This is a genomic window from Pyxidicoccus sp. MSG2 (assembly GCF_026626705.1).
Classification (GTDB): Bacteria; Myxococcota; Myxococcia; order Myxococcales; family Myxococcaceae; genus Myxococcus.
Genome location: NZ_JAPNKC010000001.1, coordinates 4,590,511 through 4,613,086, shown reverse-complemented (window position 1 = coordinate 4,613,086; position 22,576 = coordinate 4,590,511). Strand labels below are relative to the sequence as shown.

At 70.7% G+C, this 22,576-nt stretch carries 23 protein-coding genes; 15 read left to right on the top strand and 8 right to left on the bottom strand.

The annotated features are described in order from the left end of the window. Positions 1-51 precede the first annotated feature (51 nt). Positions 52-1,362, bottom strand: coding sequence for a citrate synthase (locus OV427_RS17685; RefSeq protein WP_267857298.1), 1,311 nt, complete (start codon positions 1,360-1,362; stop codon positions 52-54). Positions 1,363-1,473: 111 nt separating this feature from the next. Here OV427_RS17685 and OV427_RS17680 point away from each other — a divergent pair, with 111 nt between their 5' ends. The 7 genes from OV427_RS17680 to agmC all read left to right on the top strand — a co-directional run bounded on the left by OV427_RS17680 (position 1,474) and on the right by agmC (position 8,668). Continuing rightward, entirely contained in the window at positions 1,474-2,253 is a 780-nt protein-coding gene (locus OV427_RS17680) for a class I SAM-dependent methyltransferase (RefSeq protein WP_267857297.1), read from the top strand. Between the two features lie 33 nt (positions 2,254-2,286). After that, positions 2,287-2,790, top strand: coding sequence for a cupin domain-containing protein (locus OV427_RS17675; RefSeq protein WP_267857296.1), 504 nt, complete (start codon positions 2,287-2,289; stop codon positions 2,788-2,790). 120 nt (positions 2,791-2,910) lie between these two features. Beyond that, a complete protein-coding gene (locus OV427_RS17670) occupies positions 2,911-4,557 on the top strand; it encodes an HD domain-containing protein (RefSeq protein WP_267857295.1) in 1,647 nt (548 codons plus the stop codon). 126 nt (positions 4,558-4,683) lie between these two features. Next, positions 4,684-4,935, top strand: a complete 252-nt coding sequence (locus OV427_RS17665) for a hypothetical protein (RefSeq protein WP_267857294.1) — start codon at positions 4,684-4,686, stop codon at positions 4,933-4,935. A gap of 86 nt (positions 4,936-5,021) precedes the next feature. Beyond that, positions 5,022-5,516, top strand: coding sequence for a hypothetical protein (locus tag OV427_RS17660; RefSeq protein WP_267857293.1), 495 nt, complete (start codon positions 5,022-5,024; stop codon positions 5,514-5,516). 122 nt (positions 5,517-5,638) lie between these two features. Further along, positions 5,639-6,175 (top strand): heme NO-binding domain-containing protein, encoded by a 537-nt coding sequence (locus OV427_RS17655; RefSeq protein WP_267857292.1) that lies wholly within the window; start codon positions 5,639-5,641, stop codon positions 6,173-6,175. Positions 6,176-6,232: 57 nt separating this feature from the next. After that, positions 6,233-8,668, top strand: coding sequence for an adventurous gliding motility protein AgmC (gene agmC, locus OV427_RS17650; protein ID WP_267857291.1), 2,436 nt, complete (start codon positions 6,233-6,235; stop codon positions 8,666-8,668). A 68-nt stretch (positions 8,669-8,736) separates the two neighbouring features. Here the strand turns inward: agmC and OV427_RS17645 are convergent, their stop codons facing one another. Together OV427_RS17645 and OV427_RS17640 are read right to left on the bottom strand one after the other, a co-directional pair. Continuing rightward, a complete protein-coding gene (locus OV427_RS17645; RefSeq protein ID WP_267857290.1) occupies positions 8,737-9,537 on the bottom strand; it encodes a TIGR00266 family protein in 801 nt (266 codons plus the stop codon). A gap of 91 nt (positions 9,538-9,628) precedes the next feature. Further along, positions 9,629-10,072: a cytochrome c oxidase assembly factor Coa1 family protein gene (locus OV427_RS17640; RefSeq protein WP_267857289.1), complete on the bottom strand. Its 444-nt coding sequence runs from the start codon at positions 10,070-10,072 to the stop codon at positions 9,629-9,631. Positions 10,073-10,318: 246 nt separating this feature from the next. Between OV427_RS17640 and OV427_RS17635 the strand changes: the two genes are divergently transcribed. The 4 genes from OV427_RS17635 to OV427_RS17620 all read left to right on the top strand — a co-directional run bounded on the left by OV427_RS17635 (position 10,319) and on the right by OV427_RS17620 (position 14,311). Then, positions 10,319-11,470: a metallophosphoesterase gene (locus OV427_RS17635; protein ID WP_324290062.1), complete on the top strand. Its 1,152-nt coding sequence runs from the start codon at positions 10,319-10,321 to the stop codon at positions 11,468-11,470. A 214-nt stretch (positions 11,471-11,684) separates the two neighbouring features. Continuing rightward, the gene (locus OV427_RS17630) at positions 11,685-12,743 is read left to right on the top strand and encodes a type IV pilus twitching motility protein PilT (RefSeq protein WP_267857287.1); all 1,059 of its coding nucleotides are present in this window, start codon (positions 11,685-11,687) and stop codon (positions 12,741-12,743) included. A 350-nt stretch (positions 12,744-13,093) separates the two neighbouring features. Further along, the gene (locus tag OV427_RS17625) at positions 13,094-13,477 is read left to right on the top strand and encodes a hypothetical protein (RefSeq protein WP_267857286.1); all 384 of its coding nucleotides are present in this window, start codon (positions 13,094-13,096) and stop codon (positions 13,475-13,477) included. 63 nt (positions 13,478-13,540) lie between these two features. Next, positions 13,541-14,311, top strand: coding sequence for an eCIS core domain-containing protein (locus OV427_RS17620; protein WP_267857285.1), 771 nt, complete (start codon positions 13,541-13,543; stop codon positions 14,309-14,311). A 3-nt stretch (positions 14,312-14,314) separates the two neighbouring features. On the opposite strand, the gene OV427_RS17615 is transcribed toward OV427_RS17620, so the two are convergent. Then, a complete protein-coding gene (locus OV427_RS17615) occupies positions 14,315-15,019 on the bottom strand; it encodes an ATP-grasp domain-containing protein (RefSeq protein ID WP_267857284.1) in 705 nt (234 codons plus the stop codon). Between the two features lie 76 nt (positions 15,020-15,095). Between OV427_RS17615 and OV427_RS17610 the strand changes: the two genes are divergently transcribed. Further along, positions 15,096-15,365 carry a hypothetical protein gene (locus OV427_RS17610; protein WP_267857283.1) on the top strand — a complete coding sequence of 90 codons (270 nt, stop codon included), beginning with the start codon at positions 15,096-15,098 and terminating at the stop codon, positions 15,363-15,365. Between the two features lie 15 nt (positions 15,366-15,380). On the opposite strand, the gene OV427_RS17605 is transcribed toward OV427_RS17610, so the two are convergent. Beyond that, complete coding sequence (locus OV427_RS17605) at positions 15,381-15,680, bottom strand: YiaA/YiaB family inner membrane protein (RefSeq protein WP_164000974.1); 300 nt, start codon at positions 15,678-15,680, stop codon at positions 15,381-15,383. 108 nt (positions 15,681-15,788) lie between these two features. On the opposite strand from OV427_RS17605, the gene OV427_RS17600 reads away from it, so the two are divergent. After that, entirely contained in the window at positions 15,789-16,664 is an 876-nt protein-coding gene (locus tag OV427_RS17600; RefSeq protein ID WP_267857282.1) for a LysR family transcriptional regulator, read from the top strand. Positions 16,665-16,756: 92 nt separating this feature from the next. On the opposite strand, the gene OV427_RS17595 is transcribed toward OV427_RS17600, so the two are convergent. Next, positions 16,757-17,464, bottom strand: coding sequence for a LysM peptidoglycan-binding domain-containing protein (locus tag OV427_RS17595; RefSeq protein WP_267857281.1), 708 nt, complete (start codon positions 17,462-17,464; stop codon positions 16,757-16,759). A gap of 180 nt (positions 17,465-17,644) precedes the next feature. On the opposite strand from OV427_RS17595, the gene OV427_RS17590 reads away from it, so the two are divergent. Further along, positions 17,645-18,205, top strand: a complete 561-nt coding sequence (locus tag OV427_RS17590) for a protein-tyrosine phosphatase family protein (protein ID WP_267857280.1) — start codon at positions 17,645-17,647, stop codon at positions 18,203-18,205. A 1-nt stretch (position 18,206) separates the two neighbouring features. On the opposite strand, the gene OV427_RS17585 is transcribed toward OV427_RS17590, so the two are convergent. Further along, positions 18,207-20,147, bottom strand: a complete 1,941-nt coding sequence (locus OV427_RS17585) for a PAS domain-containing sensor histidine kinase (RefSeq protein WP_267857279.1) — start codon at positions 20,145-20,147, stop codon at positions 18,207-18,209. 93 nt (positions 20,148-20,240) lie between these two features. Here OV427_RS17585 and OV427_RS17580 point away from each other — a divergent pair, with 93 nt between their 5' ends. After that, positions 20,241-21,344, top strand: a complete 1,104-nt coding sequence (locus OV427_RS17580) for a hypothetical protein (RefSeq protein ID WP_267857278.1) — start codon at positions 20,241-20,243, stop codon at positions 21,342-21,344. A 21-nt stretch (positions 21,345-21,365) separates the two neighbouring features. On the opposite strand, the gene OV427_RS17575 is transcribed toward OV427_RS17580, so the two are convergent. Then, positions 21,366-22,550: a hypothetical protein gene (locus OV427_RS17575; RefSeq protein ID WP_267857277.1), complete on the bottom strand. Its 1,185-nt coding sequence runs from the start codon at positions 22,548-22,550 to the stop codon at positions 21,366-21,368. Positions 22,551-22,576: the final 26 nt, after the last annotated feature.

Here is a 22,576-nt window from a genome sequence, read left to right as displayed (position 1 = left end):
CTCGGGCCCCGCTCGGGTGGCATGAGCCATCTGGGTGGGGCCCGGGTGTTTCTAGGGTGTGCCCCTCCCAGCGGATGCCGCTGGCGCGGGCTCCACGTAGCGGGCCCGAGGGCGCAAGAGGTGGCCCTGCTCGCGCTGCTCCAGCACGTGAGCCACCCAGCCCGCCGCACGTCCCACCGCGAAGAGTGTGGCCGCGCTCCCCGGTGGCAGGCCCAGTGCTTCCGCCAGCATGACGAGCCCCAGGTCCACCGACGGAGGCGGATGCCCCGCCTCGCGCATCACCGCCTGCACCGCGCTCGCCACCCGGACGCGGGGAGACTCCGGCCGCACCGACAGTGCCGCCTCCAGTATCGGCGGCGTCCTCGGGTCTCCATCGGGGTACAGCGTGTGTCCGAAGCCCGGCACCGACTCGCCGCGCCGCAGCCGCTCGTACACCACCTCCGCCGCACGCTCAGGCCTGCCCACCTCCGCCAGCAGTGCCTCCACCCTGTCACACGCCCCGCCGTGCTTCGGCCCGGACAGTGCCGCCAGCGCCGCGCTCACGCACGCGTACAGGTCCGCGCCCGAAGACGCCGTCACCCGCGCGGTGAAGGTGGATGCGTTCAGCTCATGGTCCGCCAGCAGCACCAGCGCCCGGTTGATCGACTCCGGCGCGCGCTTCACGCCCGTGCTCCACGCCGTCGCGAGGGACGCCGCCACCGTCTCCTCCTTCAGCGCCCTCGCCACCCGGCCCGGCGCCGAAGCCACGCACACCCATGCCGCCAGTTGGCGCAACAGCCGCCGCGCTCGCGCCTTCTCCCCCTCGGGCGGCGCCGCGAAGCGCACCGGGTCTCTCGCTCCCAGCAGCGGCACCAGCGCCGCCAGCGCCGCCACCGGAGGCGTGCCCTTCGGCAGCAGCCGCGTCAGCTCCGACGGCGGGAAGGCCAGCTCCGGCGCCGGCCACCGTGCCGCATGGGCCGGCAACGTCCCCGACCACAGCAGCTCCGCCACGTCCTCGAAGCCGCGCCCCTCCACCGCCAGCGCCACCGCCGAGTGCCCCCGGTACACCAGGTCTTCGCCGCCTATCTGTGACACCGACGAGTCGATGACCGGCTCGCCCCACCGCAGCGCCCCCGAGGCCACCGCCGCGTGCCCCGCCCGCGCGTCGTGCCGTGCCTTCAGCCGCTCCAGGTCCGCGCGCACATAGCGGTTCTCCTTCGTCCCCCGCTCGGGCACGCAGCGCACGAGCCCCCGGCTCACGTACGTGTAGAGCGTCGCCCGCTTCACCCCCAGCAGCGCCGCTGCCGCCGCCGCCGGCAGCAGCTCCTCCTCACGTTGATGGTCGAATCGAGATTGAGAGCGACCGCCCTTGCGCCTACTCATGTCTCACACGCCTCCACGGCGCCCATTGTCGACTCGACTGGATACGTTGTCGACACGTGCGCGCCCGTGGCCCGGGCCACCCCGGCCCGGCGCGTGGAGAGGAGCCCTGTCATGCAGGTGGACTTCGGACGCACGTCTTCCGACTACGCCAGACACCGCGCCGGCTTCCCGGACGCCTTCTTCGAGCGGCTCGCCCGCGAGGGACTCCTCCGGCCCGGCGTGCGCGCGGTGGACGTGGGCACGGGCACCGGCACCATCGCCCGGGGACTGGCGCGCAAGGGCTGCACCGTCACCGCGCTCGACGTGTCCGCGCCCATGCTGGAGTCCGCGCGAGGGCTCGCCACCGAGGCGGGCCTGCGCATCGACTTCCACCAGGCTCCCGCCGAGCGCACCGGCCTGCCGTCGGAGGCGTACGACCTCGTCGTCGCCGGGCAGTGCTGGCACTGGTTCGACCGTCCCTCCGCCGCGCGCGAGGCCGCACGGCTGCTCGTTCCGGGCGGGCGGCTCGTCATCGCCCACAACGACTGGCTGGCCCCCGCTGGCAGCGTCGTCGAGGCCACCGAGTCCCTCATCGACGCCTTCAACCCCGGCCCGCCGCCGACGTACCTGTCCTACGGCCAGGGCATCGGCCTCTACCCGCAGTGGTTCCGCGACGTCGCCGACGCGGGCTTCACCCAGCTGGAGTCCTTCACCTTCGATGTGACGGTGCCCTACACCCACGAGTCCTGGCGGGGCCGCATCCGCGCCAACGCCCGGGTGGGCGCGTCCCTCCCGGCCTCCGCGGTGGCGCGCTTCGACACCACCTTCGCGGCCCTGCTCGCCGAGCGCTTCCCGCAGGAGCCCCTGTCCATTCCCCACCGCATCTTCGCCCTGATGGCGACGCGTCCCTGAGATACGCGCCGTCCACAGCAAGGAGCCCACGCCATGTCCTCCCACCCGCACGTCGTCCATGAGCTGGAAGTCCCCTGGAACGAAGTCACGCACGGCCCGACGGTGTCCTACCGCCGCAAGCAGCTCGGCGCCGCCGCGAAGGGCCGCAAGCTGGGGTGCAGCATGATGGAGCTGCCTCCCGGCAAGCACGCGTGGCCGCGCCACTTCCACACGGCCAACGAGGAGGCGTACTTCATCCTCTCCGGCACCGGCCGGTTGCGCATCGGCGAGGACACCGTCGCGGTGAAGGCGGGTGACTACGTGGCGCTGCCCATCGGCCCCGAGGGCGCGCACCAGCTCGTGAATGACGGCACGGAGGTACTGCGCTACCTCGCGTTCTCCACCATGGTGGAGCCGGACATCACCGTGTATCCGGACTCGAAGAAGGTGGTTCTCTTCGCGGGCGCGGCCCCGGGAGGCGACAAGGCGGCGCGCACGCTGTCCGCCATCCTGCCCCTGTCGGCCGAAGTGGACTACTGGAGTGGCGAGGAGCGATAGGCTGCCGGGCCGCGGGATTTCCTCGTTCCTGCCCTGGATGCAGAAACACAAGGTAGGGTCTGGTGCACCCTACCCAAGATGTCCTAGCCTCTGTCCTTGGCAGAGAGGGGGGACACCCAGATGTCTGGCGCACCCAAGTCGTTCGTCATTCGCGACCCCATCCACGGTTATGTCCGCATCGCGTCACACGAGCGCGTCATCGTGGACCATCCCATCACGCAGCGGTTGCGCCACGTCCTCCAGACAGGGCTCGCGCACCTGGTCTTCCCCGAGGCCAGGACTTCGCGGTTCGTCCACAGCCTGGGCGCAATGCACTTGGCGTCACGCTTCCTCGTTGCGAGCCTCGAAAACGCAGAAGCAGCAGTCGCGGATGCACTCTTCGAGGAAGTCGAGGGGCTCGATGCCTTCCGGCATATCAAGCCCGCGGACATGGATTCGCTCCTGGCTCCCCTCTCAGGGGAGGGCGGGCTCCTGGCGTCACGCGCGGCATTTCCGGGCCAACGCTTCGCCGAAGAAGAGCGCAAGCGGCGCCGCGTGCTCGCGTTCGCGGAGGCAGGGCTGCGCCTCGCGGCTCTTTTTCACGATCTTGGCCACCTCCCCTTCAGTCACGACCTGGAGTTCGCGCTGGACGCCTTCGCGCAGAACGCGAAACGGCAGGCGTCTCCGGGGGAGTCGCTACACATGGGAGTCAAGGCGCTGCTGGAGAGTGGCCTCCCTGCGCACGAAGCCATCGGCCACCAGTTGGCGAAGCTGGTGCTGGACAACCTCGTCGATCCGCAGACCGGCCCGGGCGTCCGCGCGGTCTACCAACTCGCTCGCGACATTCTCGACATGCAGCCGCCGTACGAACAGAAGGTCCTGCCAAAGGCCAACGTGTTGCACTGGCTGCATTCTCTCGTCGATGGCGAGGTGGACGCGGACAGAGGGGACTACCTGCTGCGCGATGGGAGGGCGCTGGGCTTCGAGTTCGCGGCCTATGACCTGGAGCGGCTGGTCGGAAATCTCGTCCTTGTCAGGGACTCCAACCTCGGCTTCACGACGGCGATACGCGAGGCGGGCCTGAGCGCGCTCGAAACGTTCTTCCTGTCACGGAGCAATCTGGCAATGGTGCGCCACCACAAGAACGCACAGGCCGGAGCCGCCTTTCGCTACGCATCTCTCGAAGTCTTGAAGCGGCCAGCAGGCCTGGAGCTGGTCAACGCCATTGGAGCCATCTTCGCCGCAAGAGTGAAGGACGATGAAGGCGTTCGCGCGGCACTCAATCAGTTCGCTACATTCGACGATGCCTTCTGGTGGCAGGCACTCCGCGAGCTGCGCCGCTCCGCGAGCGAGCCCCTGCTGGTCGCCAGCCTCGACCTGGTGCTCAACCGCTCGGCCACCCTTCGAAGTCTGTGGAAGCGGAAGGGCAACGTCGCTCGTGAGAAGGTCCTGCGGCTCAATCAGCTCCTGGAGGACCCGGATGCCAAGGAGCGGGTCGGTGCCACCATGAACAGGCTTGCCGGACGCGGCGTGCTGCTCCTGCGCCACAAGTTCACCCCGTTCAAGACCTTCAAGCGTGAAACCCGGCCCGAGGGTGTTTCCCCCGATGACGACAGCCTCGTTCTCATCCGGACGGAGCGGGGCCTGCAACCTGCCGCGAGTCTTTCATCCATCATCCGTGGCCTTCGGGAAGCCTGGAAGGAGGAGCCACACCTGCACGCGTTCGTGCTCGCGAGCAACCACACGCTGGATGCGGACGGCGTGCTGGATGAGTTCCTTCGTACGTGAAGTGCAGGGCCTTCCAGCAGCGAGAAGTTGCAGCGCCCGTCAGTGCACGGAATGCCTCCGGTGCCGCTAGACGCGATGGAATCGAGGCACTACCGTTATTTCGTTCGCGACCTCAGGAGACTGCTCGTGTTCGACGCATATCGCTTCTTCGAGCCACTGAACGGCCGGTCCTTCACCGAGGTGCGTGATCTGCTGCGGGCTGTCGCGGAGGTTCGAGTGCGGTTCCTCGCAGACCTGCCCTCTGATTTCGATGTGACGGAGTTGCTGGAACTGGCGCGCCGGAACCGGTGGCTCACCGAGGATGCCGAAGGCCGGCTGCACTTCCAGGTCGCGGCCCCCACGAAGTCCCGGAAGATGGAACCCGCGTTCTCTTCGTAGGCCTCGAACCTCAGCGGCTTCGTGCTGACAGAGGATGACGCCTGCACGACCGCGTCTGCTCGTCCGCGCGTATGCTGCCGGGCCGAATGGCCTTCCCCCTCGACCTGCTCGCCCGGGAGCGACTCCTCAAGGACCGCGACGCCGCCGCCGAGGTGGTGGGGCGCGAGGAGCCTCCCCACGTCTCGCTGCTGCGCCTGTGTGACGCGGGCCTGCTCGAGGGCGGCCTCAGTGTGGCCTACGGCGTCCGCCCCGATGAGCTGGTAGGCCCGCTCACCACCGCCATGGGCGGCGCCGCCCGTCGCTTCAAGGTGGTGGATGTGCGCGAGCGCCCCATGCTCGAGCTGCATGTCCTCGCCGGGGACGTCTCCGAGCGCTGGGAGGTGGAGGACCTCTCCGCCCTCGTCCACAACCTCAACGGCCTCTACCGCGACGCTCCCGACGTGCGCGCGGTCGCCGAGCTGGGGGAGTGGGAGGACGCCCTCCAGCTCTGGTGCGTGGACAAGCGCGTCCTGCCGCGCCTGCTGCGCCAGCCCTTCTTCGCCCCCCGGAATGTCAGGGCCCTGACCGCCGCGAAGGAGTGATGTTCAGCGGACGACCCCGGCCAAAGGGCAATCGCCCTGGAGGGCAGGAGGACGTGGTACCCCCTCGCGCGCAACTTTGCAGGTGCGGTGGAACGCAATGCGTTGCACCGAGGGGGCCGGGCATGCAAGGCGTTGTCTTTCACGAGCTGCGAGGCTACGCCGAGACTCGGCTGGGGCCTCACGGCTGGGACTCCCTGCTGGAGCAGGCGGGCCTGCCTCGACGCATCTACCTGGCGTTCCGCGACTACCCGGACGCGGAGGTGCTCTCGCTGGTGGACGCGGCGTCGCGGATGACGGGCAGGCCGAGGCAGCGCGTCCTGGAGGAGCTGGGCGAGCGGCTCGGGCCGAGCCTCCTGCGCACGTATGGCGTCCTCGTCGAGCCGCAGTGGACGGTGCTCGACATGGTGGAGCACATGGAGCGGCTGCACCAGCAGGTGCGCCGGGACTCGCGGCTCCGCGCGCCGAGCATCGTCTGCCAGCGCGTGCGGCGCGACCTGGTGCAGGTGACCTACTCCTCGCCCCGGAAGCTGTGTGGCCTGGGCATCGGCACCATCCGCGGGCTGGCCCGGCACCTGGGCCAGCCGGTGGTGGTGAGCGAGCGCCGGTGCATGCACCAGGGCGCCCCCACCTGCGAGCTGGAGGTCAGCCAGCTTTCTTGAGGAGGACGGGCCCCCGACTCGCGGTGCACCGGGGTTCTGGGGCACCATGGAGGCCCCATGCGCTTCGCTCCCCTCTTCGTGCTCGTACTCCTCACGGCGGTCCCCGCGCTGGCGGAGCTGGACTCCTTCGGACAGGGGACGGGCCGGGACGGCCCCCTCTCCGTCACGCAGGCCCAGCTCGTCGTCAACGTCGCCGTGCCGGTGTCGACGGACACGCCGGCCGGGAGCAGGGTGGTGCGTGTGGCGCAGCTCGGCGGGCTGAAGGCCCAGGCGCTGGTGCTCATCCACCAGAGCAGCGGCTTCCCCGCGACGACGGCCTCGGGCGGCTCCACCGCGGTGATTCCGGACGCGGTGGGACGCTGGGAGCTGGCGCGCGTGTCGTCCGTGAGCACCACGCCCACCCTGTTGCGGCTCACCGCGCCCCTGGTGAACAGCTACTCCGTGCCGGGCGCGCAGGTGGTGGCCGTGCCCGAGTACACCGACGTCGACCTGCCCACCGGGACGTCCCTCGTCGCGCCCCCGTGGGACGGCAAGAGCGGCGGCATCGTCGCGTTCCTGGCCACGGGCCGGGTGAGGAACGACGGCGTCGTCAGCGCGGACGGCGCGGGCTTCCGAGGGGGCGCCTTCGAAGACCACGTCGCCGGCCCCACCGGGTGTACCGGGCTGGACCCGCAGCCCGCGCAGGGGGGCTCCCTCAAGGGGGAGGGCGTGGTGGTGAGCCGCTTCGGCACGGCCTCGGGACGTGGCCACCTGGTCAACGGCGGTGGTGGGGCCAACTGCCACAACGGCGGCGGCGGTGGGGGTGGGCACGGCAACGCGGGCGGTGTCGGCGGGCGCACCGCCTCGGACGTGGACAGCAGCCGGGCCGAGGGCGGGCTCGGGGGCGCGCACATGAAGTATGCGCTCGTGGACCAGGCCCTCTTCGGTGGCGGCGGCGGCGCGGGGGAGGGCAACAACAACAGCGGGACCGGCGGTGGCGCGGGCGGAGGGCTCGTGCTCGTGCGGGCCGACCGGGTGTCGGGCGTCGGCCGCATCTCCGCGGATGGCGTCTCGGTCGCCCCCACTCCGGGGGGCGATGGCGCGGGCGGCGGAGGGGCGGGCGGTGCCGTCATCGTGCGCACCGCCGGGGACATGGACTGCGGCAGCGTGACGGCGCGAGGCGGCGCGGGCGGCAGCGTGACGGACGCCCTCCGCCAGCTCGGCCCGGGCGGAGGCGGCAGTGGCGGCTCCGTGCTGGTGCATGGGGCGGACCTGGACTGCCCGATTGACGTGACGGGTGGGGCCGCCGGGACGACGGCGTTCGACGGCACCGTGCACGGCGCGGGGGCTGGGGGCGCGGGTGTGACTCGGGAGTATGAAGTGCCCTACCGGTCGCCGGCGGCGCCCTCGGTCGTCACTCCCGCGAGTGGGGCGGTGGGTGTGTCCGCCCGGCCGAGCTTCGCGGGGGCGGCGGACCCGGGCGTGCGCATCATCATCTCCGTCGACGACGTGGAGGTCGTCCAGCTCACCGCGGGGTCGGACGGCACGTTCTCCGGGAGCTACCCCGGGCTGCGAGACCCCCTGACCACGGGCGAGCACCGGGTGACGACGGTGGCGGAGTCACTGGGCGCGTACAGCGTGCGCTCGACCGAGACGACGTTCAGCGTCGCCGCCACGCTGGAGGACGGCGGGGTGCTGGTGCCGCCCATCCTCGTGATTCCAGCGGACGGTGAGGCCATCGGCCCCACGCCGCTGTTCGCGGGTGTGGCTCCCAACGGCGTCACGGTGGGCGTGGAGGTGGACGACGGGCCGGATATCCCCGTCCCCGTGGATACCTTCGGCCGCTTCCGCTACCAGGTGCCCGCAGACAGCCCGCTGACGCCGGGCCCGCACCGCGTCAACGTCCACGCCCACACCGAGACGGGCGAGAGCGGGCCCTTCTCCCAGTACACGCGCTTCGAGGTGCTGGACGTGGACGCGGGCTCCGGCGAGGTGGATGCGGGCACGGAGGTCCCGGATGCGGGAGACGACGCGGGCACGGAGACGTCCGACGCGGGCACGGAGACGCCCGACGCAGGCACGGGGACGTCCGATGCCGGCACGGGCACGTCCGACGCGGGTGTCCGCGAGGTGCCGGTGATGGTGGTGCCCGCCGAGGGCGAGGTGGTGGACTCCACGCCGCTGTTCGCCGGCGTCGCCGCGCCCGGTGCGTCTGTGTCGCTCGCGGTGGACGGTGCCGAGGTGGCCATCGCGGTTGCCGATGCGACGGGCGCCTTCCGTCACCCGGTGCCGGCCGACCAGGCCCTGTCCCTGGGCGCGCACAGCGTCACGGCGCAGGAGCGTGGAAGCGTCACAGGCGCGGCGGCGGGGCCCGTGTCTCCGGCCACCGGCTTCGTGGTGCGCGGCCCCGCGGCGCTCGACGTGGGCTGCGGGTGCGGCGCGGCTCCGGCGGGTGTGGCGGGAGTCTGGGCGCTGGTGGCACTGGCCGCCGCGGCGAGACGGCGCAGGCGGTAGCAACAGGGACACGACGTGGGCCGGCGCCTTCTCCAGGGAAGGCCGCCGGCCCGGTGACACGGGTGCTGTTATTCGTCGCCGCCCAGCAGGGAGCCCAGGCCGACGCCGCCCAGCACGCTGCCCTCGTCGCGCGCGCCACCGGGACGCGCGGCGGAGAGGATGCGGCCCGCGAGCCGGCTGAAGGGCAGCGACTGGAGCCACACCTTGCCCGGCCCGCGCAGGGTGGCGAAGAAGAGGCCCTCACCGCCGAAGAAGGCCGTCTTGATGCCACTCACCATCTGGATGTCGTAGTCCACCGTCGGCGTGAAGGCGACGATGCAGCCGGTGTCCACGCGCAGCAATTCTCCGGGGCCCAGCGTCCGCTCGTGCAGCGTGCCGCCCGCGTGGATGAAGGCGAGCCCGTCACCCTGGAGCCGCTGCATGATGAAGCCCTCGCCGCCGAACAGGCCGGTGCCCAGCTTCTTCTGGAAGGCGATGCCCAGTGACACGCCCTTGGCCGCCGCGAGGAAGCTGTCCTTCTGCGCAATCAGCTCGCCGCCCAGTTTGCCCAGCTCCACCGGGATGATTTTGCCGGGGTAGGGCGCGGCGAAGGCCACCTTGCGCTTGCCCCTGCCGGCGCGATTGAGGAACACGGTGGTGAAGAGGGACTCGCCCGTCAGCAGCCGCTTGCCCGCGCCGAGCAGCGAGCCGAGGAAGCCGCTCTTCTTCTCCGAGCCGTCACCGAAGATGGTCTCCATCTCGATGCCGTCTTCCATGTACATGAGGGTGCCAGCCTCGGCCACCGCTGCTTCCTGCGGGTCCAGCTCAATCTCGACGAACTGCAGGTCTTCGCCGTAGATGTGGAAGTCCACCTCGTGCATCTGCGCCATGGACACGCTCCTTCGTCAAGGGACGGCGCACCATAGCCGCCGACCGCGTCACCGGGTTCTCCAGCCTTGAAGTTCGTGAGCCGGGCGGTGCTCAGTCCGGAGGGCGTGCGGGCGTGCTGTCGCCCGCGGGAAGCTCCACGTCGGTGCCGCCCTCCGGACGGAGGACCAGCCGGCGCAGCGTCCACACCCGTGGCGTGTAGGCCACCTGGGCCTGGAGCACGCCGTGGCCTCGCGGGCCCTGCACGTCCAGGTCGAAGTCCACCAGCCCCGCCTCCGGCGTGGTGCCGTGCGCGCGCAGCGTGAGCGTGCTGATGGTCAGCGGCGCGCCCAGCAGCTCCGTGGCGCGCGGTGATGCCTCCGCCGTGCGCAGGGCGAGCCGGTGGACGTCGTCCCGCCGCAACTCCTGCTCCATGCCCCGGTAGATGGAGCGCAGCGCCCAGGCCACACCCCCGGAGAAGCACCCGAGTCCGCCGAGCACCAGGGCACCGGCGAAGAGCCAGCTCGTCCAGGCGCTGTCACGGCGGAGGCGGGGCATGCGCGACTCTCCATATCGCGTGAGATGGGCAGGCAGGCAGGTTGCCGGGCGAGGGACGGAGGCAGCCGTTATGTTCCGCCTTCCCGAGTGGTGCGTGTCAACCCCTGGTGGAGGTGCCTGTCCGTGGCGGAGCTGTCCAAAGGCGCGGAGTCCGTAACGGAGCGCTCTCCAGGCGCGGAGTCCGTAACAACGGAGCGCTCTCCAGGCGCGGAGCGGAGGACGAGGCGGCGGCCGCGCCCCGGGATGATGCTGCGGTGGTTGGTGTCCCTGGGCGGCATCCTCACCCTCTTCGGCGGCCTGCACGCGTACATCGCCACGCGGCTGTTCGTGAGCCCCCAGTGGCCCGCGCCGTGGAGCGTGTTGGGGCCGGTGCTGGTGGCGCTGCTCTTCGTGTCGCTGCCCGTGGGGATGTTCCTGTCGCGGCGCGAGCCCACGCCGTGGACCCGGGCGCTCCAGTGGACGGCGTACGTGTGGCTGGGCGCCTTCGGCATCATCCTGAGCGCGGTGGTGGCCGCGGACCTCATCGGCCTGGTGCTGCAATGGACGGGCGTGGTGGAGGACTCGCTGGCGCTCGCCCGGGGCCGCGCGCTGGCGGTGGTGGGCGTGTCGCTGCCCGCGGTGGTGTACGCGTTCGTCACCGCGCGCGGCCTGGCGCGGGTGGAGCGGGTGACGGTGCCGGTGGCCGGGTTGGGGGCGGGGCTGCACGGGCTGAAGGTGGTGCAGATTTCGGACATCCACATCGGCCCCACGCTGGACGGGCGCTGGCTGCGGCGCGTGGTGGAGCAGGTGAACGCGCTGAAGCCAGACATCGTCGCGGTGACGGGCGACCTGGTGGACGGCCACGTGGAGGCGCTGCGCGACGAGGTGCAGCCGCTGGCCGAGCTGCGCGCTGCCCTCGGCGTCTTCTACGTGACGGGCAATCACGAGTACTACCACGGAGGCCCCGCGTGGGCGGCGGAGGTGGCCCGGCTGCGGCTCACCGTCCTCCAGAACGAGCACCGCGTGGTGGAGCGCGACGGTGCGAGGCTCACCGTGGCCGGCGTGACGGACCACGATGCGGGCCACATCGTTCCCGCCCACGCCAGCCGCCCGGACGTGGCGTTCGCGGGGGCTCCGGAGGGTGTGCCGCGCCTGTTGTTGGCGCACCAACCCCGCACGGCGCTCCACGTGGCCCAGGCGGGCGTGGCGGTGGACCTCCAGCTCTCCGGGCACACGCACGGCGGGCAGATGTTCCCCTTCATGTTCTTCGTGAAGCTCCAGCAACCCGTCATCAGCGGACTGGCCACCATCGCCGGCGTGCGCGTCTACACCCACCGGGGCACCGGCTACTGGGGCCCGCCGCTGCGCCTGGGCCCCTCGCCCGAAATCGCGGAGCTCACCCTCGTCACCGCGGTGTGAGACTTTGAGAGTCCTTCCGGCGCGGTGCCTGCCGGGCGCCCGCATGGATGGTCGCTGTCCGGTGAGTGTGGGCCTACCCATTCGGGTATGGGTTTACCCGTAGCCGGGTTGCATCTGCGTGGGGCCACTCCGTGCCCCTGTACCTGAGGGCGCATTCCCCTAGAATCCGCGGCCTGCGCAGCGGTGAGGGGTCTTCTCGGTGGATCAGACAACGTTGAACAAGCTTCTCTCGGTGGGCGTGCAGAACGGCGCCTCGGACATCCACTTCCGCCCGGGAGACCCTCCCATCTACCGCGTCAACGGCGTGCTGCGGCCGCTGAAGATGGAGAAGCTGGTTCCGGACCAGACGAAGCAGGTGGCGATGCACATCATCCCCGACCAGCTCGTGAAGGCGCAGATTGATTCGCTGCAGGAGCTGGACACGTCGTACAGCGTGCAGGGCGTGGCGCGCTTCCGCGTGAATATCTACCGGCAGCGCGGCTCGCTGGCGTGCATCCTGCGCATCATCCCGGACGAGATTCCCAACATCGACACGCTGGGGCTGCCGCAGGTCTTGAAGAAGATTGCGAGCAATGACCGCGGGCTGGTGCTGGTGACGGGGGCGACGGGCTCGGGGAAGAGCTCCACGCTCGCGGCGATGATTGACCACATCAATCGCAACGAGAGCCTGCACATCCTCACCATCGAGGACCCCATCGAGTTCATCTACAAGAACATCAAGTCCTCCATCTCCCAGCGGGAGATTGGACCGGACACGGAGAGCTTCGCCCGCGCGCTGCGCTCGGCGCTGCGGCAGGACCCGGATGTGATTCTGGTGGGCGAGATGCGCGACATGGAGACCATCGACATCGCGCTCAAGGCGTCGGAGACGGGCCACCTGGTGTTGTCCACGGTGCACACCACGGACGCGTCGCGCACCATCAACCGCCTGGTGTCCGTGTTCCCCTCGGAGGAGCAGGCCATGGTGCGCATGCGCCTGGCGGACTGCCTCAAGGCCACCATCTCCCAGCGGCTCTTGCCCCGGGCCACGGGCAAGGGGCGCACGGTGGCGCTGGAAATCATGACGCAGACGATGACCGTGGAGCAGTACATCCGCGAGGACCGCGCCAACGAGCTGAAGGACGTCATCGAGAAGGGCCGCGACATGTTCGGCATGCAGTCCTTCGACCAGCACCTGACGCGGCTCTACCGCGACGGCATCATCACCCTGGAGATTGCGCAGGGCGCGGCCTCGAACCCCGCCGACTTCCAGCGCGCGCTCGAGTTCGATTGAGCCACGGGCCCTGGGGCCCGCTGCTTCCCGAGACAGCGAGAATTTTGTGGGTCAACTGCACTCCAGTGCAGGCGGTCAGTGGTCATTCTTGACACACTGAACAGGCATTCATAATCCGGTGGGCCCGGGGCGTGGCCGATGTGGGTTCACCGGGGTCTTCTCCGCCGGTTTGCGCTAGGATTGAAGTAAAGGTTGATATTTCCGCTATTGCTGGTTACTCTGCGGGTGTGTCCCACGCCCCCGCCCCCCGCTCCAGCCGTTTGCAGTCCGTTCCCGCTCCCAGCCTGAGGGAGGTTGGCGCGCTGCGTCTGACGCCCAGGGCAGGCAGGTCCGGCTCGAGGCTCCGGGTGATGCTGGTGTCCGAAGCCCCGCTGATGCGGTTGGCCATCGGCCGGGAGCTGGCGCCGGGGTTCGAGTTGATCCACGCGTTGGGCACCGCGTCGGCGGACCGGCGGCTGGACGCGGGCGCCGCGCCAGACGCGCTCGTCGTGGACCTGGACACCGCGGAGCGCACCGGGGTGCCGGCCTTCCTGGTGCGGCTGGTGGAGCGGGGCTTCGTGGGCCCGCGCGTCCTGGTGTCGACGCACTTCCAGCCCGAGCCGGCGGCGGCGTACAGCGCCTCGTGCCTCACCCACTTCGCCCTGGCGCGCCCGTGGCGTCCCGGCTCGCTCCGCGAGTTGATGGAGTCCGTGCTGGGCGTGGCCAGCCTGCGCGCGGCGGCGGGCATCCGCTGAGGGTTCCGCGGTGAGCCGCGCGCCTTCGTTCCCGGACCGGTGGGTGGACGCGGGAGAGGCGCGGTGAGCCGAGTGCCTTCGTTCCTGGACCGCTGCATGGACGCGGGTCATGGCCTGCTGACGGGCGTGGCGAGCGCGGCACTTGGCGTGGTGCGCGGCGTGGGCGTGGTGCTGGGCTCGCTGGCGGAGGGCACGGTGTACTGCGTGCGCGGGCGTCCTCGCGAGGGCCTGCCCCTGCTGCGGCGCGGGCTGACGCGTGTGGCGCAACTGCCGGCGGACCTGGTGTTGATGCTCGGCGGGCGCGTGGTGAGCGCGGTGCAGGTGCTGACCGGGCTCGAGCCGCCGGGGCGGCGTCTCACGGAGGAGGAGGTGGCGCGGCTGCGCCCCATCTTCGGCGAGAGCCTGGCTTACGCGCGGGTGAGGCTGAAGGAGGGACGGCTGGGGTTGTTGGGCGTGTCCCGCCGGGCCTTCGCGCACGGCGACACCGTCTTCGTCCCCGGGCGCGGACCTCCGGAGCTCGGGTTGCTGGTGCATGAGTTGACGCACGTGTGGCAGCACCAGCACGGCGGCACCGCGTATCTCAGCGCCGCGCTCGCCGGTCAGTGGTGGGGGGACGGCTACAACTGGCGCAAGGCCGTGGGACAGGCGCTGCGCTGGGCCCAACTGAACCCCGAGCAGCAGGCGCAGTTCATCGAAGACGCCGCGCTGGCGGGCCTCATTCCTCCGAGCATTCCCCTGCCTCCGCGCGCGAAGCTGAAGGGGTGGACGGAGGCCGCGCTGCCGCTGCTGGACGAGGCGCTCGTGTGTCTCCAGGCGGGCCGCGGCGCGCCCTGAGCGTCAAGGGGCCGCCGTGGCCTCGGCGATGCAGTGGGCAGCCTCGGTGGCATCGCAGCCATTGAGGCCCGCGCCCCACGCGGCGTTGGCCTCCAGTAGTGCCCAGCCCCGGCCCTCCACGAGCGCCGCGTCCAGTACACAGGTGCGCGGCAGCGGCGCCTCACGTGCGACGGCCGAGAGGAACGCCTCGGCGTCCGTTATGGAGCCCTTGCCCTCGTACACCGCGCACGTGCGCACGCGCCCGTCCAGCACCCAGCCCCGGGCCTCCGCACGCAGGGAGACGACTTCCGACGACAGCACCGGTGTCTCCGGCGCCAGCCCCCGGCACTCCTCCGCGAGCGCCTCTGGCCCTGGCCACACCGCGGCGCGGAACACCTTGGGTACCAGCGGCTTGATGAAGCGGGGGAAGGCTTCCGAGGCCGCCACTTCCAGCGTGGCGCCGTGCATCTCGCGCTTCACGAACGACGCGTTCACCTTCAGTAGCAGGTCATCCGGCGGAGACACGAGCGACAGGCCCAGCTTCTGCGCCAGCACCAGGCAGAAGGTGTCGTTGCCGTAGAGGCGCACTCGCGCGCGGTCCACGTCGGGTGGGCTCCAGAAGCGCCCGAGCCTCAGCACCGTGCCGCTTCCCGCCTCCCACGCGCGCGCGACGGCGTCGCGCTCCGCGTCTGCCTTGTCGGGAATGAGCAGGGTGAGCCCGTGGAACATGCCGGGAGCCTATATACAACCCCTCGCGATTCCGGAGGGCCCTCCAACCCCGGCCCCCATTCGAGGTGACAAGCACATGCAAGACCAGACGCGCCGCAACCTCCTGCTCGCGCTCGTGTTCCTGGCCGGCTGCGCCGCTTCCCGGGTGCAGTGGATTCCCCCCGCGGACGCCCAGGCGGGAGCAGGCACCCCGCGCTGGGACTACCACTGCATGCAGCCTCAATGGGGGCCCGGCGAGTCAGCGATTGCAGCCACCACCGCGCAGCTCAAGCTCCTGGGCCAGCAGGGGTGGGAGCTCGTCACGGTCGACGCGAGGGCCTACTGCCTCAAGCGCCCCCTGCGCTGAGCGCACGCTCGTGGGTCACAGCTTCGGCGGGGCCACCGGGTCGTGCTCGGAGAGGAGCCGGGCCACGCGGGCCTCGTCGATGCGCGTGCCGAGCTGCTCCATCTCGTGCTGGTCCCTCACCGTCTTCGACAGGCTGAAGGTGGAGCCCACGGTGAAGAGGAGCCCCATGGCCAGGAAGGACTTCACCCAGATGTCCACGGGCAGGTTCCAGATGCCCACCGCCGTAACGCCGACGGACAGGACGAAGGACAGCCAGGTCTGGGCGACCCAGGCGGTGCTGTGGGGAACGACGACCTTCGGCGTGGCGCGGGACATGGTGCTTCCTCCTCGGGGCGAGCCGTGCTCGCTGACAGGAGGAACAATGCATCGTCGCTTCGTAAAGCGCATGGAACTAGTCCATACGCCATTGATAACCTCTGGTGAATGATTCAGCTCCAGCGGCTCGAGGGCTTCTACCGCGTGGCGCGCGCGGAAGGGTACGCACGCGCGGCGCGCTCATTCCCGTATCCGATAACGCAACCCGGGGTGCACCAGCAGGTGAAACGCCTGGAGGATGAAGTCGGCGTGCCCCTCTTCGAGCGCGTGGGCAAGGACCGCGTGGTGCTCACACCAGAGGGCCGCGCGCTCTACGCGCACGTGGCCCCCTTCCTGGAAGCGCTCGACACCGTGGTGCAGTCACTGCGCAAGGGCGAGGTGGGCGGCACGCTGCGCGTCCACGCCTCCGGCCACGTGCTGCGCTACCTGCTGCCGGCGTGGCTGCGGCGGCTCCAGGCGAAGCGGCCGGACATCGAGGTGGCCCTCTTCGAGTCCAAGGTGCCCGCGCTGGACGTGCTGCGCTCGGGGGACACGGATCTGGTGGTGGACCACCTGCCGGAGGTGCCCGACGACGTGGAGTCGCGCGAGGTGGGGCGCACGCATCCGTTCCTCGTGCTGCCCATGCACCACCCACAAGCGAAGAGCGCGCAGGTGAAGCTGGCGCAGCTCAAGGACGACGCCTTTATTGCCTACAGCACGGACAGGCACCTGCGTGAATTGCAGCTCGCGGAACTGGCGCGGGCCGGCGTGAAGCCGAAGCGGCTGCACCAGGCGGACTCGTCGGAGACGATTCTCGGCTTCGTCGCGGCGGGGCTGGGCTACTCGCTGCTGGCGTCGCTCTTGCCTGGCGGCCCGCGCGAGGCGGGCGTGGTGGCGCGGCCGCTGCCCGGCGCGGGCTCGGGCGTCATCCACGCTGCGTGGCGCAAGTCAGCCACCCGCAGCCCGCTCCTCCAGGCCGCGCTGGCGCTGGCACCCAAGCCGTAGCGTCCATCCCCTCAACGCCAACGGGGCCCCGCGTCCGTCCGAAAGGACGGAACCCGGAGCCCCGTGGGCTTTCCTCAGTGCCGCGCGGAAGCTCAGCCGCGGTGCTGGTGGATGGACATGATGGGGTAGTTCATCGAGCTGATGGTGATGCGCTGCGAGCCGTCTGAGTTCACGTTGTTGGAGCCGATGAACTGGGGCTTGCCGTCCTTCCAGCCCGCGAACATCACCACGTGCTGGCCGCCCGGCGTCTTCATGGACACCACGTCACCGGGCTTCGCGTCCTTCAGGTCCACGCGCTTGAAGTCCGGGTCCTTGTCCAGCTTGGCCTGCAGGCCCATCACGGAGTTGTCGTGCTGCGCGTTGGTGATGAGGCCGGCCTGCTCCAGGCACGCGGAGACGAAGTTGGCGCAGTTGACGTTGTTGGGGACCCAGTCCTCCATGTCGCTGCCGACGCCGTTCTTCTCCAGCTTCAGCGAGCCCGCGTTCTTGTTCAGGTGCGACTTCGCGATGTCGAAGGCGCTGCCGGTGGGGGCGTTGCCACCGTTGGTGCCCGTGGCCTGCGAGCCCTGCGTGCCGTTGGTGCCGGAGCTGCCCGAGGAGGAGCCCGGCTTCGAGCCCGGCTTGCCGCCCTTCGAAGGCTCGAAGCTGTCCTTGGAGCCGGGGATGTTCAGGCTCTTGCCGGTATAGATGAGGTCCGCGTTCTTGATCTGCGGGTTCGCCTTCATCAGCGCGCTGACGCTGGTGTTGTAGCGCTTGGCGATGCCGGAGAGGGTGTCGCCCGACTGGATGCGGTAGCTCATGGGGGGCTCCGAAGAACTGAGGTGACGCCGGGGGGCATCACGGGTGGGACTTGCCATGATTCTCGGGGCCTGAGATTCGAAGTTGCGTACTCCCTGCGTTTTTCACCTACAGCCCTGGCGGGCCGTGCCTCCCAGTGTGGGGCTCTCCCGGGAGGAGCCAATCATCCCTACCGTGGGCCCATGAGCGAGTCCTTCCGGAGGCTGAACCTGGACTGGGTGCTGCCCTCGCTGGCGGTGGGGGGGCGCTTCCCCATCGAGGCGGCGGAGCACCTCGCGCGCAAGCTCGGCATCCGCTACGTGGTGGACGTGCGGGTGGAGGCGCGCGACGACGAGCGTGTGCTGCGCGAGCACGGCATCACCCTGCTGCACCTGCCCACGGAGGACATGCGCGCCATCCGCCGCGACATGATTGACGACGGCGTCGAGTGGGTGACGCAGCGCCTGGCGCAGGGCCACAAGGTCTACATCCACTGTGAGCACGGCGTGGGGCGCAGCGCGCTGCTGGCGCTGTGCTGCATGGTGGCGCTGGGGCACCCACCGCTGGAGGCGCTGACGCTGGCGAAGCGGCAGCGCTGGCAGGTGGCCCCCAGCTCCGCGCAACTGCGCACCTTCATGGCGTGGTCGGAGGACTGGCGCTCGCGGCACGAGGTGTCATGGCAGGTGCCCGAGCTCCAGGCCCTCACCGCCGTCGCCTACAGCCACCTGAGCAACCCGCCGCCCGCCGACGACAACGACGACTGACTCACCCGGGCGTCGGGTGGGGCGCTCGCGGCAACCGCACGGTGAAGGTGGTGCCCTCATCCGGCAGGGACGTCACGGTGATGGCGCCGCCATGCGCGCGGACAATCTGGTCGACGATGTACAGCCCCAGCCCCACGCTGCGGCTACGCGAGTCGCGGTTGCCGCCGCGCTGCATCGGCTGGAAGAGGCGGGCTTGCAGCTCGGCGGGAATGGGGGTGCCGGTGTTGTGCACCTCGAGCACCACGTCGTGCGGCTCGCCCCGCGTCGTCACGCCCACCGGGCTGCCCGCGGGGCTGTAGGCGAGCGCGTTGCCCAGCAGGTTGCCCACGAGCTGCGCGAGCCGGTCCCCGTCCCACGCGCCCTGGCCGTCTCCGTGCTGCTCCACCCGCAGCTCGCGCTCGGGATGGGACACCTGGATTTCGTCCAGCACCTGCCGGGTGAAGGCATGGAAGTCCAGGGGCCCCGGCCGCATGGGAATCCCGCCGCCCAGCCGGGCCTGGGTGAAGTCGAGCAGGTCTCGGATGAGCCGGTTGGCGCGCTCGGCGGAGGAGAGGATGCGGCCCAGCGGCTGGCGCAGCCGCTCGTCCAGGTCCGTGCGCCGCAGCTGCGTCGTGGTGGACAGGAGGATGGCGCTGATGGGGTTGCGCAAATCATGCGAGACGATGCCGATGAGCTGCTGCTCGAAGCCGGCGCGCTGACGCGCCTCCTGCTCCAGCTTCCGGCGCTGGGTGATGTCCCGGAAGAAGACGACGGAGGCGATGATGTTTCCCCGCGCGTCACGGGCGGGCCCGTAGTGCGCCTCCACCACGCCCTGGCTGCCGTCCCCGAAGATGTAGTTGAGCTCCTCGCCGTGGGCCTCCATGCCCCGCAGTCCGCGGATGAGCGGGTAGTCCTCGGTGGCGATGGGCGTGCCGTCGGGCCGGAGGATGGGCCACTGGTGGTAGTCCGCGGGCTGGGTGGTGGCGTGGGCCGGGTGACGGAGCTCGGCCTCGATGCGCTTGTTGGCGAGCACGACGCGGCCGGACGCATCCGCGATGGCCACCGCCATGGGGGCGTTCTCCAGTACCGCGCGCAGGCGGGCCCGCTCCTCCTCCATCTCCCGCCGGGCCAGCACCTGGGCCGTCACGTCCACCGCCTGGATGAAGATGCCGTCCACGGCCCGGTCCGGGGCGCGGGTGGGCTGGAAGACGAAATTGAGGAAGCGCTCTTCCAGGCGCCCGGTGCCCGCGCGGTCCAGGCGGACCACGAGCTCGTCGGCGATGAAGGGCTCCCCGGTGGCGTACACGCGGTCCAGCACCTCGATGAAGCCCTGCGCCGCGATTTCCGGCAGCACGTCGTGCACGGGCCTTCCCACCACGGCTGCGCGGCCGACCAGCTGGAGGTATTCCGCGTTGGCGTAGTCGTAGATGTGGCCCGGGCCCCGCAGCACGGCCATGGCGGCAGGGGCGTGCTCCATGAGGGCGTGCAGGTCCGTGCGCACGCGCACGGTCCGCTGGAGCGTCAGCAACTCGATGCGGTCCTGCTCGCCGCGCCGGGTGAGGCGCACCACCTCGGTCATGTCCTCCACCTGGTGGATGAGGTAGCGCACCTGTCCGTCTTCGGAGAGGACGGGAGTGTTGACGGGGCTCCAGTGGCGCTCCTCGAAGCCGCCGCCGGGCCGGGGGATGTCGTACTTCTGCACGGCCATGACGTCCGGGGCCCGGGTGGCCAGCGCGTGCTCCAGCGAGGCGCGCAGGTTGCGGGTGCCGGTGGCCTGTGCGTCCTCGGGGTTGTCCGGGAACAGGTCGAAGAGGCCCCGGCCGAGGACGTCCTCGCGGCGCGTCATCGTCGCGCGGAGGTAGGCGTCCGTGACGGCGAGGATGGTGAAGGCCGCGTCCGGCGCGAGGACGAGGTAGAGGCCCGGGCTCTTCTCGAAGAGACGCTGGAAGTCGACGACGGGCACCGGGGCTCCGGAAGGACGCCTGCGTTGCGGGGAGGAGACAAGTCTACGCCAAGAGACTTGAACAGGATGGGTGGGTCCGCGCATGGTGCCGGGGTGAGCACCATTCCCCATCCCGACTTCACGGCCGCGCGCTTCGCCCAGTGTCCGGACGCGCGCTTCCAGCCGGCGCCCGCGGACGGCGTCCTGCCGGAGGGCTTCTTCTCCACCACCAACCTCCCCACCTACGTGCGCGTGGGCGGCGCCTGGCGCATGCCGCGCGAGCCTCGCATGGACTGCGCGCTCGTGCTGGACGCACAGGGAGAGTTGTGGGCGCGCGAGGGCCGGCGCGTGCGCGCGGGCGAGCGCGTGGTGGTGGGCCACGCGGAGGACGGCAGCCAGGGCGTGTACGTGAACATGGCCTACCTCACCGAGGGTGGTGAGGGAGAGTTCAAGTTCATGACGAGCGAGGTGTCGCGCGAGAAGCCCATCGACTACGGGCACATGGCGCGGCTCCTGGTGGAGGAGCGCGAGCGCGGTGGCTACCCGGTGTGGGTGACGGGGCCGGCGCTGGTGCACTCGCGGGCGCGCGCGGACATGACGTGGTTCATCGCCAACGGCTTCGTGGGCGCGCTCCTGGCGGGCAACGCGGTGGCGGTGCATGACATCGAGGCGTCCATCTTCGGCACCACGCTGGGCATGAGCGGCTCGGGCGAGGCCACGTCCGGCGGGCATGGCCTGCACATGCGCGCCATCAACAAGGTGCGCGCGGCGGGCTCGATTGCGAAGGCGGTGGAGTCAGGGGTGATTACCAACGGCATCATGCACGCGTGCGTGGTGCACAAGGTTCCGTTCGTGTTGACGGGCTCCATCCGCGACGACGGGCCGCTGCCGGATGTCGTCACCGACAACCTGGCCGCGCAGGACGCCATGCGCCGTCACGCGGTGAAGGCCACCATGTCGGTGCTGATTGCCACCGCGCTGCACGCCATCGCCACCGGCAACATGTTGCCGGCCTTCGTGGTGGAGAAGGACGGCTCCCTGCGCGAGCTGCCCACCATCTGCGTGGACTCGTCCGAGTTCGTGGTGAGCAAGCTGAAGGACCGTGGCACGCACCAGGCCTTCGGCGTGGTGACGAACGCGCAGGACTTCATGCACATCCTGCGGCTGTACGTGGAGCGCGAGCTGACGGCGCGGGGCTCGGCGCCGAAGGCGGGCTGAGCAGGGCGCCCGGCGCGGTCCTCAGTTGCAGGACCGCGCGCCCACGGGCTGGCAGGTGCCGTCCACGCAGGTGCCGGAGAAGTGGCAGGCCTCCGCGTCCTCGCACGGCTCGCCCAGGCGCACGGTGCGGATGCACGTCTGGGTGGTGGAGGAGCAGATGAGGCCCGCGGAGCAGAACCGCTCCGCGCAGGGCTCACCCAGGCGGGGATTGGGCCGGCACGTGCCCCGCACGCCCTCCTGGGGCTTCGCGCCGGGGCAGTCCATGCTGTCCTCGCACTCGAAGGCGTTGCGGCACGCCGCGCCCGCCGTGAGCTTCGGGCGGCAGCTGCCGGACCCGCCCTCCTCCGCGTCGCAGAACAGCTCGTCACGGCACTCCTGGGTGCCGAAGCGGCCGAAGCTGGGGGCTTCACAGGGCGCGCCCTCGCCCCGGGGCTTCTGGCAGCGGCCGTCGCGGCAGTACAGGGACCAGCCGCACTGGTCGAACCGGAAGTCTTCACACGCCCCACCCTCGGTGCTCACGCGTCTGCACGTGCCGACGGCGTAGGAGTCACACCACAGGCCCTGGCCGCAGACGCCCACCGCCTCACCGTTCACCCCTCCGCAGGGCGTCCCCTCGCCACCGGGCGTGAGGCACTTGCCTCTGGTGAGGACGGTGCCCGGCGCGCACCCGTCGAACGCGGTGACGGGCTCCGCGGGGGTGCCTCGCCTGCACACGCCGCCACAGCTGGTGACCGTGGCATCGCAGTATGCGCCGTCCCTGCACTCGGTGCTCCACTGGCAGGCTCCGCCGTCGGTGACCTGGCCCTGGAGGAAGCGGCACCGCGTGTCGTACTCCATGCCCCGGTCCTGCATGGGCAGGCTCATGGGCGCTTCGTCACAGCTGCCCTCCCGGAGGAGCTGGATGCACTGTCCGGCCACCTCGGGGCTGTAGTGGATGCGGCCCGACTCGAGCGCCTCGTCGTACCGGGTGCCGAGCCCGGACAGGCTGGGGTAGCCATGGGTGAGCTGCTGCTCGCGACAGCGCGCCGCGTCCTCCATGAGCCCGCAGCGGATGAACCGCTCGCAGAGGGCCTCGGCGGCCTTCTCGTTGAAGTCCGCCCGCTCCACGGGTTCCGCCGGGACGTCCGGGTCGATGCGCTCCGTCCCACCACACGCCGCCAGTCCTGCCCACATCACCGCCAGTACCGCCCGCCATCCGTGCGTCACGCGTCTGCTCCCGGGTCCCAGGGAAA